Source organism: Nocardia sp. NPDC004068, from assembly GCF_042874315.1.
In the GTDB taxonomy this organism is placed as follows: domain Bacteria; phylum Actinomycetota; class Actinomycetes; order Mycobacteriales; family Mycobacteriaceae; genus Nocardia.
Map to the genome: position 1 here is coordinate 59844 of NZ_JBIAMW010000021.1, position 15825 is coordinate 75668.

General features: G+C 71.1%; 16 protein-coding genes. 11 read left to right on the forward strand and 5 right to left on the reverse strand.

Features of this window, described 5'->3' with window-relative positions; genetic code table 11:
- The first annotated feature begins 64 nt into the window (after positions 1 to 64).
- The 10 genes from ACFYTQ_RS34915 (at position 65) to ACFYTQ_RS34960 (ending at position 10581) form a co-directional block, all read left to right on the forward strand.
- Positions 65 to 664 carry an NADPH-dependent FMN reductase gene (locus tag ACFYTQ_RS34915; RefSeq protein ID WP_387370144.1) on the forward strand — a complete coding sequence of 200 codons (600 nt, stop codon included), beginning with the start codon at positions 65 to 67 and terminating at the stop codon, positions 662 to 664.
- 41 nt (positions 665 to 705) lie between these two features.
- On the forward strand, positions 706 to 1815 hold the full coding sequence (locus ACFYTQ_RS34920) for an NADH:flavin oxidoreductase (RefSeq protein ID WP_387370146.1): 1110 nt from the start codon (positions 706 to 708) through the stop codon (positions 1813 to 1815).
- A gap of 43 nt (positions 1816 to 1858) precedes the next feature.
- Positions 1859 to 2308 carry a DUF4440 domain-containing protein gene (locus ACFYTQ_RS34925; RefSeq protein WP_387370148.1) on the forward strand — a complete coding sequence of 150 codons (450 nt, stop codon included), beginning with the start codon at positions 1859 to 1861 and terminating at the stop codon, positions 2306 to 2308.
- Between the two features lie 115 nt (positions 2309 to 2423).
- Positions 2424 to 3044: a hypothetical protein gene (locus ACFYTQ_RS34930; RefSeq protein ID WP_387370149.1), complete on the forward strand. Its 621-nt coding sequence runs from the start codon at positions 2424 to 2426 to the stop codon at positions 3042 to 3044.
- Between the two features lie 116 nt (positions 3045 to 3160).
- The gene (locus tag ACFYTQ_RS34935) at positions 3161 to 3448 is read left to right on the forward strand and encodes a hypothetical protein (RefSeq protein WP_387370151.1); all 288 of its coding nucleotides are present in this window, start codon (positions 3161 to 3163) and stop codon (positions 3446 to 3448) included.
- A 440-nt stretch (positions 3449 to 3888) separates the two neighbouring features.
- Positions 3889 to 6645 (forward strand): ATP-binding protein, encoded by a 2757-nt coding sequence (locus tag ACFYTQ_RS34940; RefSeq protein WP_387370153.1) that lies wholly within the window; start codon positions 3889 to 3891, stop codon positions 6643 to 6645.
- A gap of 463 nt (positions 6646 to 7108) precedes the next feature.
- Positions 7109 to 7495, forward strand: coding sequence for a peptidase inhibitor family I36 protein (locus ACFYTQ_RS34945; protein WP_387370155.1), 387 nt, complete (start codon positions 7109 to 7111; stop codon positions 7493 to 7495).
- A gap of 384 nt (positions 7496 to 7879) precedes the next feature.
- A complete protein-coding gene (locus ACFYTQ_RS34950; RefSeq protein WP_387370157.1) occupies positions 7880 to 8362 on the forward strand; it encodes a hypothetical protein in 483 nt (160 codons plus the stop codon).
- Between the two features lie 28 nt (positions 8363 to 8390).
- Positions 8391 to 9293: a pentapeptide repeat-containing protein gene (locus ACFYTQ_RS34955; RefSeq protein ID WP_387370159.1), complete on the forward strand. Its 903-nt coding sequence runs from the start codon at positions 8391 to 8393 to the stop codon at positions 9291 to 9293.
- Positions 9294 to 9378: 85 nt separating this feature from the next.
- A complete protein-coding gene (locus ACFYTQ_RS34960; protein WP_387370161.1) occupies positions 9379 to 10581 on the forward strand; it encodes a site-specific integrase in 1203 nt (400 codons plus the stop codon).
- 9 nt (positions 10582 to 10590) lie between these two features.
- Here ACFYTQ_RS34960 and ACFYTQ_RS34965 read toward each other — a convergent pair whose 3' ends face one another.
- From ACFYTQ_RS34965 to ACFYTQ_RS34980, 4 genes are all read right to left on the reverse strand, one after another.
- Positions 10591 to 11583 (reverse strand): fused (3R)-hydroxyacyl-ACP dehydratase subunits HadA/HadB, encoded by a 993-nt coding sequence (locus ACFYTQ_RS34965; protein WP_387370243.1) that lies wholly within the window; start codon positions 11581 to 11583, stop codon positions 10591 to 10593.
- Between the two features lie 99 nt (positions 11584 to 11682).
- The gene (locus ACFYTQ_RS34970) at positions 11683 to 12345 is read right to left on the reverse strand and encodes a GNAT family N-acetyltransferase (RefSeq protein WP_387370163.1); all 663 of its coding nucleotides are present in this window, start codon (positions 12343 to 12345) and stop codon (positions 11683 to 11685) included.
- Between the two features lie 8 nt (positions 12346 to 12353).
- Positions 12354 to 12626 (reverse strand): hypothetical protein, encoded by a 273-nt coding sequence (locus ACFYTQ_RS34975; protein ID WP_387370164.1) that lies wholly within the window; start codon positions 12624 to 12626, stop codon positions 12354 to 12356.
- A gap of 3 nt (positions 12627 to 12629) precedes the next feature.
- On the reverse strand, positions 12630 to 13094 hold the full coding sequence (locus ACFYTQ_RS34980) for a hypothetical protein (RefSeq protein WP_387370166.1): 465 nt from the start codon (positions 13092 to 13094) through the stop codon (positions 12630 to 12632).
- A gap of 185 nt (positions 13095 to 13279) precedes the next feature.
- Between ACFYTQ_RS34980 and ACFYTQ_RS34985 the strand changes: the two genes are divergently transcribed.
- Positions 13280 to 14230 carry a GlxA family transcriptional regulator gene (locus ACFYTQ_RS34985; RefSeq protein WP_387370168.1) on the forward strand — a complete coding sequence of 317 codons (951 nt, stop codon included), beginning with the start codon at positions 13280 to 13282 and terminating at the stop codon, positions 14228 to 14230.
- Positions 14231 to 14242: 12 nt separating this feature from the next.
- Here the strand turns inward: ACFYTQ_RS34985 and ACFYTQ_RS34990 are convergent, their stop codons facing one another.
- Complete coding sequence (locus ACFYTQ_RS34990; protein WP_387370170.1) at positions 14243 to 15703, reverse strand: AMP nucleosidase; 1461 nt, start codon at positions 15701 to 15703, stop codon at positions 14243 to 14245.
- Between the last annotated feature and the right edge of the window lie 122 nt (positions 15704 to 15825).

A 15825-nucleotide genomic window follows, 5' to 3' on the forward strand; every position in this document is an offset into this window, starting at 1 on the left:
CACCGTACACAGCCATGTGTACGGTGTATCTCATGGATACAACGTACACAGCCGAGGGGTTGTCGTGACTGACGCGACGACCACCGTCCTACGGACCGCGGTGATCATCGGCAGCACCCGGGACGGACGGTTCGGTCCGGTCGCCGCCGACTGGATCGCCGGACACATCGCTCGGCGCGAGGACATGACGGCCGACCTGATCGACCTCGTCCGGACGCCCCTGCCGACCGTTTTCCCCGCGTTCGGGCAGGCGCTGTCCGAGGAGGCCATGGCACAACTGGGCGCGGTGTCGCCGCGGCTGGCCCAGGCCGATGCCTTCGTGATCGTCACGCCCGAGTACAACCACAGCTTCCCCGCGTCGTTGAAGAACGCCCTCGACTGGCACCAGGAGCAGTGGCACGCCAAGCCGGTCGGCTTCGTCTCCTACGGCGGCCTCGCCGGCGGGTTGCGGGCGGTCGAGCATCTGCGTGTGGTGCTCGCCGAACTGCACGCGGTCACGATCCGCAACACCGTCAGCTTCCACAACTACGGCGAGGTCTTCGGTGCCGACGGCACGCCGTCCGACCCCGGATGCGATGTCGCGGCGAAGGCCATGCTCGATCAGCTCAGCTGGTGGGGGCGGTCGCTGCGCGAGGCCAGACGCGTCCACCCGTACGCCGTCTGACCTCGCCACTCCCGAACCGTCCGAATCGAAAGCGAAAACCCATGCCCCCCAACCCTTTCGACCGTGCCAGGGATGTCCTGGTCCGACCGTTGTCCCTGGGCCGCCTCACGCTGCCCAACCGCGTCGTGATGGCGCCGATGACCCGCGAGTTCTCCCCCGGAGGCGTGCCGGGCCCCGACGTGGCCCGGTACTACGCCCGGCGGGCGGCCGCCGGTATCGGCCTGATCATCACCGAAGGCACCTATATCGGCCACGACTCGGCGGGCAACAGCGCCCGGGTCCCGCACTTCTACGGCGAGGACGCGCTGGCGGGCTGGTCGGCGGTGGCCGACGCGGTCCATCGAGCGGGAGGCCGGATCATGCCGCAGCTGTGGCATGTCGGCATGGAGCGCTCGGCCGGTGATCCGCCGGTCCCCGACGCCCCCCGGTTCGGCCCCTCCGGCCTCGCCCTGGACGGCACGCACTCCGGCCGCGAGATGACCCACGCGGAGATCGATGAGGTGATCGCCGCGTACGGCACGGCAGCGGCGACCGCCGAGGCATTGGGCTTCGACGGCGTCGAGATCCACGGCGGCCACGGCTATCTCATCGACCAGTTCCTGTGGGCCCACACCAACCGGCGCACCGACGCCTACGGCGGCGACATCGTGGGCTGCACCCGTTTCGCCGCCCAAATCGTGGCCGCCTGCCGGGACAGCGTCTCCGGCGATTTCCCGATCTCGTTCCGGTTGTCGCAGTGGAAGGTGAACCACTACCAGGCGCGGATAGCCGACACACCGGAGGAACTGGACATCATGCTCGGCCTGTTGGCCGACGCGGGCGCCGACGCGTTCCACTGCTCCACCCGGCGTTTTCACCTGCCCGAGTTCGAGGGATCCGACCTCAACCTGGCGGGCTGGGCCAAGAAGCTTTCCGGCAAACCCGCCATCAGCGTCGGCTCGGTGGGCCTCGACACCGAATTTCCCCAGATGTCCCCGGCCGCGGCCACCGACATCGGCGCGCTGCTCGACCGCATGGAACGCGACGAGTTCGACCTCGTGGCCATCGGCAGGGCACTGCTGGGAGATCCCGAATGGCTGGCGAAGGTCCTCGCCGGGCGGATCGACGAACTCACCCCTTTCCACGGCGGCGTCCTCGGCAGTCTGCACTGACCGCGGAGCCACCGACCTTTTTCAACGATGGGAGCAAGACAGCATGCGTACTCGACCGACTCTCGGTGATCCCTCGCGCGCTACCACGGCACACGAGGTGGCCGCGCGGTTCGCCGCCGGGCTGCAACAGGCGGGCGCGGCGGGCGACGCGGACGGCTACGACGCAGCGTTCGCGGCAGATGTGGTGTGGGGCAGCCCCTATGGCGCGTCGGTGACCGGCTACGCCGAATTGAACGCCATCCACCGCCGCTTGATGAAGGCCCAGGTCGCCCCGGCGTCACACTTCGACGTCGTCGGCGCGACGTCGCCCGCGCCCGGGGTCGTGCTGACCCAGATCCGCAGGCTCGCCACCGAGCCGGGCGGGTTCTCCGAGATCGCCATGTATTTCCTGATCGAGAAGGACGGCAGCTGGTGGCTCGCGGGGGCCCAGAACACGCCGATCACGGATCCACCGCGCCGCGACGCGACGCCCGAACAGACCGGTCAGGAGTAATAAACCGGATGGAAGTGCTTGCCGCCCTTGGCCTTTCGCTGTCCAGCGAGGTGTCCGAGGACTAGAATCAGCGCCATCGAAGGGGAGGGTTGTCCACCGAAACGAGGGTCGCCCCATGTCGAGTCACGTCATCGAGAAAACGCTCGTCGCCCTGTCGGTCTGCGCGTGCGCGGTCGTCGCGGCCGGTCCCGCGCGGGCGATATCGACCCCGACGACGCACTGCGGGAGGCATTTCGACAGCGTCGATTGGCAGGCCCTGTCCTCGACCGACACCTCCCACGTGGACACCCTCTTCGTCACCATCGATGTCGGCGGTGACGATATCCGTTCGGGCACCGGCGTTTCCGGGACCGTGACGTTCCGGACCCTGCTCAGCCGGTCGGACCAGCGGGCGAGCGGTGTGTTGACCTCCGACCCGCACCCGAACAACTCCACCTTCACCGGGCGGATCTCGCTCGGGTCGCGCCCGGACGCCATCGACACCCTGGTCAGCCCACTGGACATCCGCGCGATCGAACTCGCCTCGTCCTCCGGGCAGCCCGATATCTTCAGCACCCCGGACAACTGGAACATGGATTCGATCTCGGTCCAGTACACGACCCTCGAGGACGCCCGCACCCTGCACCCGCTCGTCCTGGGCTCGGGAAGCCCGTGGCTGCATCGGTTCAAGGCGGACTGCGACGACGACTCCGGAGAGGGCGGCCCGCTGTGGTCGGTGGTCAACCCGACGACGTGAACCACCGCTCCGGCCGAAATGAGTAGGGCGCGTGAGTACTCCGGCGGACGTGCGCCACGCCCGCCCGCTCCTACGCTGACCCGATCATCGGTCAGGCGCGCGGAGAGGAAACGCTCATGCCCTACATCCACATCACCCACAGTCCCGGAATCGGATTGCGCGAGTACCGCGCCGTGCAGGAGGCGATGGGACCGGAACCGATCGCGGGAAACCTGCTCAGCCTCGTCGGCGAACGCGACGGCGCGCTGCACGTGGTCGACGTGTGGGAATCCGCCACGGCCGCAGACCGATTCGCGGCCGAACGCCTGTTCCCGGCATTCGAACGCACCGGCATCACCCCGGGCCCACACGACACCGTCACCGCCTTCGAGGCGCAGCTCGTCGTGGACCAGCTACCGCGATGACGACCTGTCCCACCCGCCCGGGTGATCCGTTTGCGCCCCGACCACTCGAGCCGTGACCGCATCGTCCCCCAGGTCGCGGTGCGCTCACCGGTCACCCCCCGACCGATCGGGCCGACGACCAAAGCGTCCCAAGGGTCGCGGTGCGATCACCAGTCCCGCCGCGACCGGTCGAGCCGACGACCGTAGCGCTCCGAGGGCCGCAATGAGATGGCCGGTCCCGCCCGACGGCTCGGACCGCGGCCCCAGCGCTGCGAGGGTCGCGGTGCGCCCCCGTCCGGTCCGCCGCCGCGCCGGGGCGGCAGTGGGGGCTCGGGTGGTCCCGGCGGCCGCAAGCGATCACCGGTCCGGCTCCGACGGCTCGGGCCGCGACCCAGCGCTCCGAGGGTCGCCGTTTGATCACCCGTCCCGGTAGCGTCCTGGTGGGGAGCAGGAGGTGATCGGTGTCGGGGCCGTTGATCGGGCGCGCACGCGAATTCGCCGATCTCGCAGCCCGTCTGGAGCTGGCGGTCGGCGGGGCGGCGCAGCTGGTGGTGTGCGCGGGCGAGGCGGGTATCGGCAAGACGCGGCTGGCGAGCGAACTCGCCGAGCGGGCGCGGCGGCGGGGGATGCGCACGGTGTGGGCGCGCGCCGCGGAACTGCCCGATGTGCCGCCGTTCTGGCTGTGCCGCCAGATCGTGGACCTCGACGACCTGGATGCCGTCGATCCGGTGTTGGGCCGGGTGGCGTTGTTCGACCGGTTCGCCGATCGGCTCGTCCCCGCCGACACGGCGGTGCTGCTGGTCGTCGACGACATCCACTGGGCCGACGAACCGTCGCTGCTGGCGCTGGTGCACGCGCTGCGGCGACTGCGCGATCGCCCGATCATGGTGTGCGCCACCGAACGTGCCGCGCCGGGCGAGGCCGCGCCGGGCTGGCGGGCGATCAAGCCGAAACTGCTCGCCGAACCGAACGCCTACACCCTCACCCTGCACGGCCTGGCAGCGGCGGAGTCGGCGGCGTACCTGCGCGGGGAGGCCGAGCGCCCGATCCCCGACCCGCTCACCGCCCGCGCGCACGAGATGACGGCGGGCAATCCGTTCTATCTGCGGGAGTTGGGCCGCGCGCTGCGCGCGACGAACTCCGACGAGCTCACCGTGCCCGCGACCTTGCGCGCGGTGGTCGCGGGCCGCACCGCGACATTGTCGCCGCGCGCGCAACAGTTCCTGCGGGCGGCGTCGATCCTGGGCGGCCAGTTCGCGATCGCCGTGGCCGCGCGGCTGATCGACCGACCGGCCCTGGACTGCCTGGCCGCGGTGGACGAGGCGGTCGACGCGGGCCTGCTCGAACTCACCGACACGGCGGGCGAGGTGCGATTCGGACACGCCCTGGTGCGCGCGGCGTTGCTGGACGGGCTGCCGTTGCGGGAGCGAATCCTGTTGCACACCAAGGCCGCTCACGCGATCGAGGACCTGTACCCGGAGGCGACGGCCGCGCACGCGGCGGCGCTGGCGCGTCATTACGCGCAGGCCGCGGTGGTGGGGCAGCGCGAACCGGCGGTGCGGTGGGCGCGCACGGCCGGGGACATCGCGTGGCGCGAGGCGGCGTTCGAGGAGGCGGTGCGCTGGTACGGGGTGGCGTTGGAGCACGCCGCCGACCTCGCCGCGACCGACCGGGGCCGGTTGCTGCTGGCGCGGGCGCGGGCGCGGCTGGCCGCGGGGGATCGGCACGGCGCGCGCGCCGATTGCGTGGCCGCCGCCGGATCGGCGCGCGCGGCCGCCGCGCCGGAGGTGCTCGCCGAGAGCATGCTGGTGCTCGAACCGATCGGGGATCTGGTGTGGGACCGCGACATTCACGACGGCTGCGCGGAGGCGTTGCGCGCCCCCGAGTTGTCGGATGCGTTGCGGTCGCGGCTGCTGGCGCGGTCCACGGAGGCGGCGGTGTATCTGGGTCGCCTCACCGGGGTCGAGGAGTCGAGTCGGCGGGCCTTGGCGCTGGTCGAGGACGCCGGGGATACCGAGACGTTGGTGGCGGCCCTGCGGGCGCGTCAATTGGCCTGTACCGCACCGGAATTCCGGCAGACGCGGGTGGAGCTGGCGCGGCGGATGACCGAGACGGGGACGGCGGCGCGCAGTCCGGCCACCGAGATGTGGGGGCGGTTGTGGACGGTGGACAGCCTGTTCGAGCACGGCCGCCTCGACGCGGTCGGCGCGGAGTTGGCGCGGCTGCGCTGGTGTGTGGAGCGGACCGGCGGCCCGCTGCCGCGGTGGCATCTGCTGGTCGCCGAGGCCGCCCACGCCCAGTCGCTCGGCGAGACGACCGAGGCGGTGCGCACGGCCGAGCGGGCCCGCGCGCTCGCCGAGACCGTCGCGATGCCCGCCGGATACGGGGCGTATCGGTCGCTGCTGACGATGGTCGGCCACCACATCGGCCATTTCCCGCAGACGTTGGAACTGCCGCCCGCGCAGCTGCGCGGGGAGGTGCGCAACCGGTTGTTCACCGGACTGGGCACCGCGTTCCCGTTGGCCGAGTCCGGGCGGCTCGAGGAGGCGGCGAGCGTGTACCGCGGATTGGGGCCGCCCGAGCGGTGGGACATTCCGCCGTATTTCCTGACCGTCGCGGTGGCGATCGGCGCGGCGATCGCGGTGGCCGTGGGGGCGCGTGAGGACGTCGAATACTTCGCCGACCGGTTGGCCGCCTGGCGCGGGGCGCATGTGTGCGTCAGCGGCGGCACCGCCACCTATCACGGCCCGGTCGAATTGTGGCTCGGGAAATGCGTTGCGGCGCTGGGGGATTCGAAGGAAGCACGAGAGTTGTTCGCGACGGCGGTCGCGGCGTGCGAGGGGAGCGGCGCGGCCGGGTTCGCGGTGGAGGCGCGCTGCGAGCTGGCCGGGGTACTGCTGGGCGAGGGGGATCGCGACGGGGCGCTCGCCCAGGTGCGAGCGGCGCTGCCCGGGGCGCGGGCGCGCGGGATGTCGCCATGGGTGCGACGACTGGAACAGCTCCACACCGCCGCACAGGAGCGCGACGGGTTGTCGCGGCGGGAGCGGGAGGTGGCACGGTTGGTCGCGCAGGGGCTGAGCAATCGAGAGATCGCGGCGGCCCTGGTGTTGTCCGAGCGGACCGCCCAGAACCATGTGCAACACATCCTCACCAAGCTCGGATTCACCAAACGCGCGCAGATCGCGGCCTGGGCCCAGCGGACGGGGGACGCTGAGTAGCGGTGTGCCTGATCACGGCCCGGGCGCTGTGGGGAGTGCCGAGTAGCGGTGTGTCGGATCGCGCCTGGGCGCAGCGGGCGGGGGCCTTGAGTAGCGGTGTGCGCAGAACGCGCGGGGGGTGCAGCGGACGGGGGTGCTGAGTAGCGGTGTGCTGACGCGCAGGGGTGCAGCGGACGCGGAGCGCTGGTAGTGGTGTGCCCAGATCGCGGCCCGCGCGCGGTGGAAGAGGACTGCCGATTAGCGGTGTGCCCCGACCGCGGCCTGGCGCAGCGGGCGGGGGCCCTGAGTAGCGGTGTGCGCAGAACGCGGCCGGGGCGGGCCGCGGTGAGTAGCGGTGTTGAGTAGTTCGGCGGATTCGGGCTCGGTCGCGGGGCCGATACCGTGATCAGACGGTCGAGTTGGGGGGATTCCTCAGTGCGGCAACGCATTCGCCTCGGCCGGATCCGAACCGAAGGGAACTGTCATGTCCGTTGTCTCGCGTGTCCGCACCCCGCTGCTCGCCGCCGCCGTCGCGGTGGGCGCCCTCGCCGCCGCCGCGCTGCCCGCGGCCACCGTCTCGGCCTCCCCCGGCTACGACTGCCCGGGCGGAATGTTCTGCGGCTGGGACGGTCCCGACGGCACCGGTCCGATGATCGTGCAGGTCGAGTCGATCTGCGCGCTGCACGACATCGGCAACGGCGGTGTCGGGGACCGGTTGACCTCGTACTGGAACCGCACCGGCAAGACCGTCGGCATCTACAACTGGACCGGCGAGGAATGGCAGTTGCTGGCCTCGACCGCCGACAACACCCGCGGCACACTGCCCCCCTGGGCCGACAATATCGCCGACGCGGTGTGGGTGTGCGGCTGAGTTCCCTTGTCCCCATGGCCTTTCGGCCAGGCGATCGACGTTCGCTTGTCTCCACGTCTTCCAGCGGAGACGATCGACGGTCGCCTGTCCCCATGGTCTTCCGGCGGGGACGATCGACGGTCGCCTGTCCCCATGGTCTTCCGGCGGGGACGATCGACGGTCGCTTGTCCCCATGGCTTTCCGGCGGGGACGGTCGATGTTCGTCTGTCCTCATAGTCTTCCGGGCGGGGACGGTCGACTGTCGGCTGTCCCCACGGTCTTCCGGTGAGGACGGTCGACGTTCATCTGTCCCCACGGTCCTCCAGCGAGGACAATCGACATTCGCGTGTCCCCAACGCCTTCCGGCGAGGACAATCGACGTCGGAGGGGTGAAAGGACGGCCGGGTGATGGTCGGTGCGATCGGTGTGATGATAGCGGCGGTGGCGTCGGCGGCCGCGGTGAGCCTCGGATACGCCGGGGACGCCGCGAGCGCCCATCCCGGCTGCGCGACCCTCTGCGAAACCGCCTCGGGCGCTTACGGTCCCGACATGCCCAGCCCCGGCAACGGTCTGCCGCCCGGCTGCGTCCTGTTCTGCGACTCCCCCGCCAGCCCCCCGCCACGCGAATCCCCCGGCCCCGCCTATCCGAGCCCCGGCTCGGGCCTCCCCCCGGGCTGCGTGCTGTTCTGCGACTCCCCCGCCGCCCCACCACCCCGCTCCGCACCCGGCCCGGACTACCCCAGCCCGGGTTCGGGCCTGCCGCCCGGCTGCCTGTTGTTCTGCGAGTCCCCGGCCGCCCCCGCGCGCCAAGACGCACCCGGCCGGGAGGTGCCGCGCCCAGGGTCCCCGCTGTCGCCGGGGTGCCTGGTGTTCTGCGAAAGACATTGACAGACACGACCATCGAGTGAGGGCTCGCATGACAACCCCGGACCGGACGCCCGATCCGACCGCGCGGCCGCCCCGCCGCGCGCGGCTGGTTCGGGGGCTGCTCGGCGTGGTCACCTGGTCGGGCTGGACCGGTGTGGCGGCGTTGGCGACGGCGATCGCGGCGATCGGCGCGCTGTGGTTCACCGCGCAGTCGTTGCGCGCGACCGACAATCAGTACGGACTGGCCCAGCAGGTCGCCGTGTCGGATCGTTTCCAGAAGGCCGTCGAGCAGCTCGCGTCGGACCGGATCGATCAGCGCGTTGCCGGTATCTACCTGCTCGAACGACTCGCCAAGGACTCTCCCGGGGATCGCGACACGATAGTGGAGGTGCTGGCGGCGTTCCTGCGCGCGCACGCCCCCGCCGCGGACTGCCGGATACCGCCGCCGTCGGAGCCCGCGCACCTGGCCATCGACCACCAGGCGGCACTGACCGTGCTGGCCCGCCGGGAGCATCCCGACGCGCGACCCGGGTCGCGGATCGATCTCAGCCGGACCTGTCTGGTCGGTGCCACCGTGGAATCCGGGAATCTGGGCTGGATACAGTTCTCCGACGCCGTGCTGGCGCGAAGCACCTTCAGCGAGGTGACCTTCGAGCTCGCCGTGTTCCAGCGCGCCGACCTCACCGGCACGGTGTTCAACGACTCCCAGCTGAGCGCCGTCACCATGTGGGACGCCAACCTCACCAAGGTCCAGATGCACGCGTGCAAGCTCGGCGACGGCGGATACGCCGGGGCCGATCTCGCCGGAGCGAACCTCTTCTCCTCCGACAACTTGGGAACTCACGCGTTGGATCCCAACGAGTACGTCGAGAACCAACTCCCCTACTACGACAAGGACACTCGCTGGCCGCTGGGCTTCACACCGTCGGTGCCCAGCCGCCCGGCCCCGTGACCGCACGCGGAACATTCTGCGCCCGTGCGCGTTTCGGCCGCGTCCTCCCCCATCTCCGTGCCGCCACCGGGTAACGTGACCGGCGATGACCAGCGCAGCCGACAACGACGACACCCGCGCGGTGGTGGCCGTGCCCGATGCCGTGGCCACCCGATTGCGGCACGGGGTGCGCAGCGTGCTGGTGGACGCGGCGGCGTTGCGGCTGGTGCGGGAGCGGTTCGACGACGAGCAGGCCGGGGCGTTGCGCCGGTATCTGGAGGCGTCGCAGTCACCGAACACGGTGCGGGCGTATCGGTCGGATTGGATCGGCTGGTCGGGGTGGTGCGCGGCGGAGGGGCGGCAGGCGTTGCCCGCGGATCCCCTGGACGTGGCGGTCTATCTCGCCGCGGCGGCCGACGCGCGCAAAGCCGCTGGGGGATGGGCGTTCTCGGCGGCGACGCTGGAACGCAAGAGCGCGGCGATCGCGGCGGTGCACGCGGCCAACGGATTGCCCTCACCGACGCGCAGCGATGTGGTCCGGTTGACGTTGCGGGGTATCCGCCGCACCCGCCGCGCCCAGCCGCGCCGCAAACGCCCGGTGCTGCTGAACACCCTCGAACAGCTGTTGACAGGTCTGCCGGAACCGGGCTGGCCGCGGGAACCGGCGCGCCGCCGCGACGCGCTGATGCTGTTGGTCGGTTTCGCGGGCGCGTTGCGGCGCAGTGAGCTGGCGGGCCTGCGGATCGCCGATGTCGGTGTCGACGTGGATCACGCCACCGGCGAACCGATCCTGCTGGTGCGGCTGCCCGCCACGAAGACCGACCCCACCGGCGCCGCCGCCCACCGCGTGGCCCTGCCGCGCGGCTCCCGCCCGCACACCTGCCCGGTGTGCGCGTTCGCCGACTGGATCCGCCTGCGCGAGGCCGTGTTCCGCGCGGCCGCCCCCGACGTCGAGATCCCCGATCCCGCGATCCACCGCTGCCACGCCTTCCCCGGCACGATCCTCACCGACCCCGCCCTCCCCCTGTTCCCGGCGGTCGACCGCCACGGCAATATCGGCGCCACCCCCGTCTCCGGCCGCGCCGTCGCCGAATTGATCAAACGCTACGCCGCCCGCGCGGGCCTGGACCCCGCCCTGTTCTCCGGCCACTCCCTGCGCGCCGGTTTCGCCACCCAGGCCGCCCTCGGCGGGGCGAGCGACCGCGAGATCATGCGCCAGGGCCGCTGGTCCAACCCCCGCACCGTCCACGGCTACATCCGCACCGCGAACCCGTTGGAGGACAACGCGGTAACGAAACTCGGCTTGTGAGGTCCCGCCCTACGCCAGCCGCACGTCCGCGGTGGCGAGCCCGAAGATCTTGCGCCCGGCGGATTTCGCGACGATGACCACCACCGCCGATCGGGTGTCGGGGTCCACCGACTTGATCCGCCCACTGAACTCGACGCTCCCGCTGGCGGCCGCGTCGATGACGGTGTAGTTCGACAGCCGCACCCCGTACCGGGTCAGCGCGCCGGGATCACCGAGCCATCCGGTGACGAACCCCGCACCCAATCCCATGGTCAACATGCCGTGCGCGATCACATCGGGCAGCCCCGCGCGGGCGGCGATCCCGGCGTGCCAGTGGATCGGGTTGGCGTCGCCGGACACTCCGGCGTAGTTCACCAGGTCTCCGCGCGTCAGCTTCACAGTCCGCGCGGGCAGTTCGGTCCCGGGGGCGACATCGGCGAAGCGCAGGGACGTGCGCGGGGTGCGTGTCCGCGAGTAGTCCGAAAGACGCGGGGCCACAGTCGGTTTCGTGTCCGGCGAGGAGGCGTCGACCATGGTGCTGGCGGCGCCGAACCCGCTCATGATCACCCGGTCGATCATCTCCGCGATCCCGGAGTCGACGTCGTCGCCGGTGATGCCGACGACGGTGGTGTGCATGATCTGCACGACCTCCCCGGCCCGGTCGGTGAACGTGTTGGTGATGGTGAGCAGGTCCTTCCCCGCGACGCGGCGCGCGCCGGTGAGTTCGACATCGCTGATCAGCCGCGCACCGGTGCGCACCGGCTGGTACATCTCGAAGACCTGATCGGTCTGCACGAACATGTCGTACCCGGCCATGACGGTCTCGAGCAGCCGCCGATTGGCGAGCATGGCGACGGTGGACAGGAAGGTGGTCGGGGCGATCAGCCCGTCGTACCCGAGGTCGGCGGCGGCGGCCTCACTCCAGTGCGCGGGATGGAAGTCCTGCACCGCCCGCGCGTATTCGCGGATCTTCTCCCGCCCGACCTCGTAGTAGTCGTCCACGCGATAGCGGTAGCCCACCATCCCGGCCACATCGAACGCCGCGCCCACCAAGGTCCTCCATGCCTGTCACGCCCGAATTCGCGCCGCGGGAACGGCATTCACGAGCGAAATCTCACCTTCTCACATTTCGGGCGGCGATTCGATCCCGAACATCGCCAGGCACGGCGCGAGCCCGCTCACTTCCACCGGCACCCGTCGATGCGCTTCCCACCGCGCCCGGGTCAGCCGCAGCCGCCGCATCACGGCGGGTTCGCCTCGCACGCTGCGGGTGTCGATGCCGTCGTGTTCGTAGCCGAGGGTGCGGGAGACGCCGTAGGAGGCGGCGTTGTCCTCGAACGCTCCGGACAGGGCCGCGTGGGCGCCGAGGTGGGCGAAGGCCAGATCCAGGACGGCGGCGCGCATTTCGGTGCCGATGCCCTGGCCGTGATGGGCGCGGCCGAGCCAGGATCCGGTGGCGACCTCGGCACGGATCGCGAACTCCGTCGCGGAGACGGTTTGGGTGCCGACGACTCGCCCGTCGCGGAACACGACGAGGTTGAGAGCCCACGCCTCGGGTGCCCAGTCGGCCCATCCGCGCCAGTGCCAGCGCAGGACACGTCGGGCGCGCTCGGCGGGTTCGGCGTCGGTCCAGGGGACGACGAAGGGTTGGACGGCGGGGTCGTGGATGCCCGCGGCGGCGAGGTCGGCGAGCGCGGCGAGGTCGTCGGGGTCGGGCAGCCGCAGTTCCAAACCCGGTGTGCGGAGCCGCAATCCGAACAGCGGCCAGTGCGACGGCAAACTCATACCCGCCATCATTCCCGACGGCGTTGCGCGGTGGTCCCGGGTCGGTCGAGCACGCGCAGCGCGAGCAGCCCACCGATCCCGGGCACGAACGACAGCGGCCGGGCGCGCGAACCGCGGTCGCTGAGCAGGACGGTGAGCACGATGATCGCCACGTAGGCCGTGCCGTGCAGCGGTCCGAGGGCGCTCCCGACGGCGGCGACGTGCACGGTGGCGAGGTTGATCAGCATGATCGCGAGGGTGACCGCTTCGGCGAGGGCGGTCAGGCGCAGGGCGAGGCGCATCGGTCAGACTCCCGTCGTCGAGCCGGGGCGCACGATCATCAGAACGGTCACCACCGCCCAGAGGGTGTTGAAGATCCCGACGAGCATCCCGAGCCGGGCCGCGGAACTCGCTGGGACGGAACGGTTTTCGCCCGCCAACGCGAGCACGGCCCGCTGACGCGGCAGGATCAGCAGCGCGAGCAGCGCCGCGGCGAGGGCGGTGAGGGCGAGGGACACCAGCACCCAGACGTCGCCGAGCACTCCCATACGGACGGCGGTGATGATGCCGAACACTGGCAGAAACACCCCGAGCGCCGCGTAGCCGCGGCAGACGCGGTGCAGCAGGGCCGCGGTGGTGCGGGCGCTCGCGTCGGCGGGGTCGGCGGCCAGGGCGCGCACCGCGCGGGGAAACATGCTGCCCGCCACGGTGATCGGGCCGATCGCGACGATCGCGACGATCACGTGCAGGCTCAGGAACACCGCGGTCATGCGCGCGCCACGGCGGGGAACGGAATTGCCATGCGGCACACGCTAGGAACCCGCGCCCCACCCGCACCACTGGCGAGAGCGCCAACCTCCAACGGAATCTTGCCAACCCCCTCGAATCGCCTACGACCAGCTCACATTCCCCGCTCGAGCTCGGAAACCCGCCCGGTGACCGCTAGAATCCAGCCATGCACAAGGTCGCGATCCTGGCCACCGAGGGCGTGATCCCCTTCGACCTCAGCGCCCCGCTCGAGGTGTTCTCCCGCGCCCGCTTCGCCGACGGCTCCCCCGGATACGAGGTCACCGTGTGCGGCCCGCGTCCGTCGGTGTCGGCGGGCCGGTTCACCCTCGCCGACCTCGGCCCGCTCGACCTGCTCGCCGACGCCGACACCATCGTCGTGCCGGGCTCGGAGAACATCGACCCCCCACCGGAATTCGTGCTCGACGCCCTGCGCGCCGCCGCCGCGCGCGGCGCGCGGATCGCCTCGATCTGCGTGGGCGCGTTCACCCTCGCCGCGACCGGCCTGCTCGACGGCAAACGCGCGACCACCCATTGGATCGGCGCGGATCTGCTCGCCGCCCGCTACCCGAGGGTGCGGGTGGACCCGCGGCCGCTGTTCATCGACGAGGGATCGGTGCTGACCTCCGCGGGCGCGGCGGCGGGCTTGGACCTGTGCCTGCACCTGGTGAACCTGGACTACGGTGCCGCCGCCGCGGCCGACGCGGCCCGGCTGGCGGTGGTGCCGCTGCGACGCGAGGGCGGGCAGGCGCAGTTCATCAACCACCTCACCGAGGTCGACGACCGCCAACCGTTCGCCGACACCCTGATGTGGTTGCGCGACAACTACCGTCGCGAGCTGACCCTCACCGATATCGCCGCGCACGCCGGGGTCAGCACCCGCACCCTGAACCGGCGGTTCACCGAGCAGGTCGGCGCCACCCCGATCACCTATCTGCGCACCCTGCGCGTGCGCAAGGCCAAGGAACTGCTCGAACACACCGGCCTGCCCGTGGAACGCGTCGCCCGCGAGGTCGGGTTCACCTCGATGACCACCTTCCGCGACACCTTCCGCGACCTGGCCGGGGTCACCCCCACCGGCTACCGCGCCGCGTTCCGGGCCCGCCGCGACCAGAACTGACCCGAAACCCGGTCAGCGGAACGGCGGTTCGTCGAAGGTACGCAGCTTGCGCGAGTGCAGCCGGTCGCCCTCGGCGCGCAGCAGTTCCACCGCCCGGATCCCGATCCGCAGATGTTCGGAGATGGTGCCCTCGTAGAAGCGGTTGGCCTGCCCGGGCAGTTTGATCTCCCCGTGCACCGGCTTGTCCGACACGCACAGCAACGTCCCGTAGGGCACCCGCAGTCGATACCCCTGCGCGGCGATGGTGGCGCTCTCCATATCGACCGCGATCGCGCGCCCCTGGTTGAACCGCTGCGCCGACGCCGCGTACCGCAGCTCCCAGTTGCGGTCGTCGGTGGTGACGACGGTGCCGGTGCGCAACCGCTGTTTGACGTCCTCACCGGGCATCCCGCTGACCGCCTTGGTGGCGTCGTAGAGGGCGCGCTGCACCTCGGCGATGCTGGGAATCGGGATATCGGGCGGCAACACCGCGTCGAGGACGTGATCGTCGCGCAGATAGGCGTGGGCGAGCACGTAATCGCCGATGTCCTGACTCTCGCGCAGACCGCCGCAGTGCCCGATCATCAACCAGGCGTGCGGACGCAGCACCGCCAGATGGTCACAGATGTTCTTCGCGTTCGCCGGGCCGACCCCGATATTGACCAGCGTGATGCCCGGCCCGCGCGCCGAGAGCAGATGCCAGGCCGGCATCTGATGCCGCTTCCACGCCAGATCCGAGATCGCCGCATCCCGGTCCCGAGTGTCCGCGGTGATCAAAGCCCCACCCGCACAGGACAATCCGTCGAATTCGCTGTCGGGGTCGGCGATGCGTTCCACCGCCCACCGCACGAACTCGTCGACGTATCGGCTGTAGTTGGTGAACAGCACGAACGGCTGGAAATGCTCGACCGGGGTGCCGGTGTAGTGCCGCAACCGGGCCAGGGAGAAATCGGTGCGCAACGCGTCGAAATGACTCAACGGCAGCGGCTCGCCCGGGTCCACGACGCCGTCGGCGATCTCGTCGCCGATGCGCGACAGCTCGGTGGTCGGGAAGTGCGCGGCCAGATCCGCGCTCATCGACCGATCCAACCCCAGATCCGCGCCGTCGATGACGTACGGGAACGGGATCTCCTGCTGCGACGGCCCCACCTCCACGCGGATGTCGTGGTCGCGGGCGATGGTGTCGAGCTGTTCGGCGAGATAGGCGCGCCGCAACGCCGGGCGGGTCACGGTGGTGCGGTACACCCCGGGCCGAGTCAGCCGCCCCCACGCGCGAGACCTGTTGTGCGCGGCGGCTTTCCCGTCCCAGGTGACCCGCAGCTCCGGGTACACGAACGCGCCCGCCTCGCGGGCCACCGCGTCGGGGACGACGCCGCGGTCGACGAACGCGGCGACAGCGGCGCGCAACGCGGTCACGGCGCTGTCGTAGCGGGCCTCGAGTTCGTCGAGGGCGCGCTCGATGGTCGGGTCGCTGGCGGTGCGGCGGTCCGGCATGAGCACCATCCTAGTGACGTGGACAATTGACCAATTCGGTGCGGGTGCGGCGGCGTCACCCGTACTCTGGCACCGCGCCGGGTTACCGTGGCCGCCGACCGTCCGTTCCGCGAGAAGGGGAA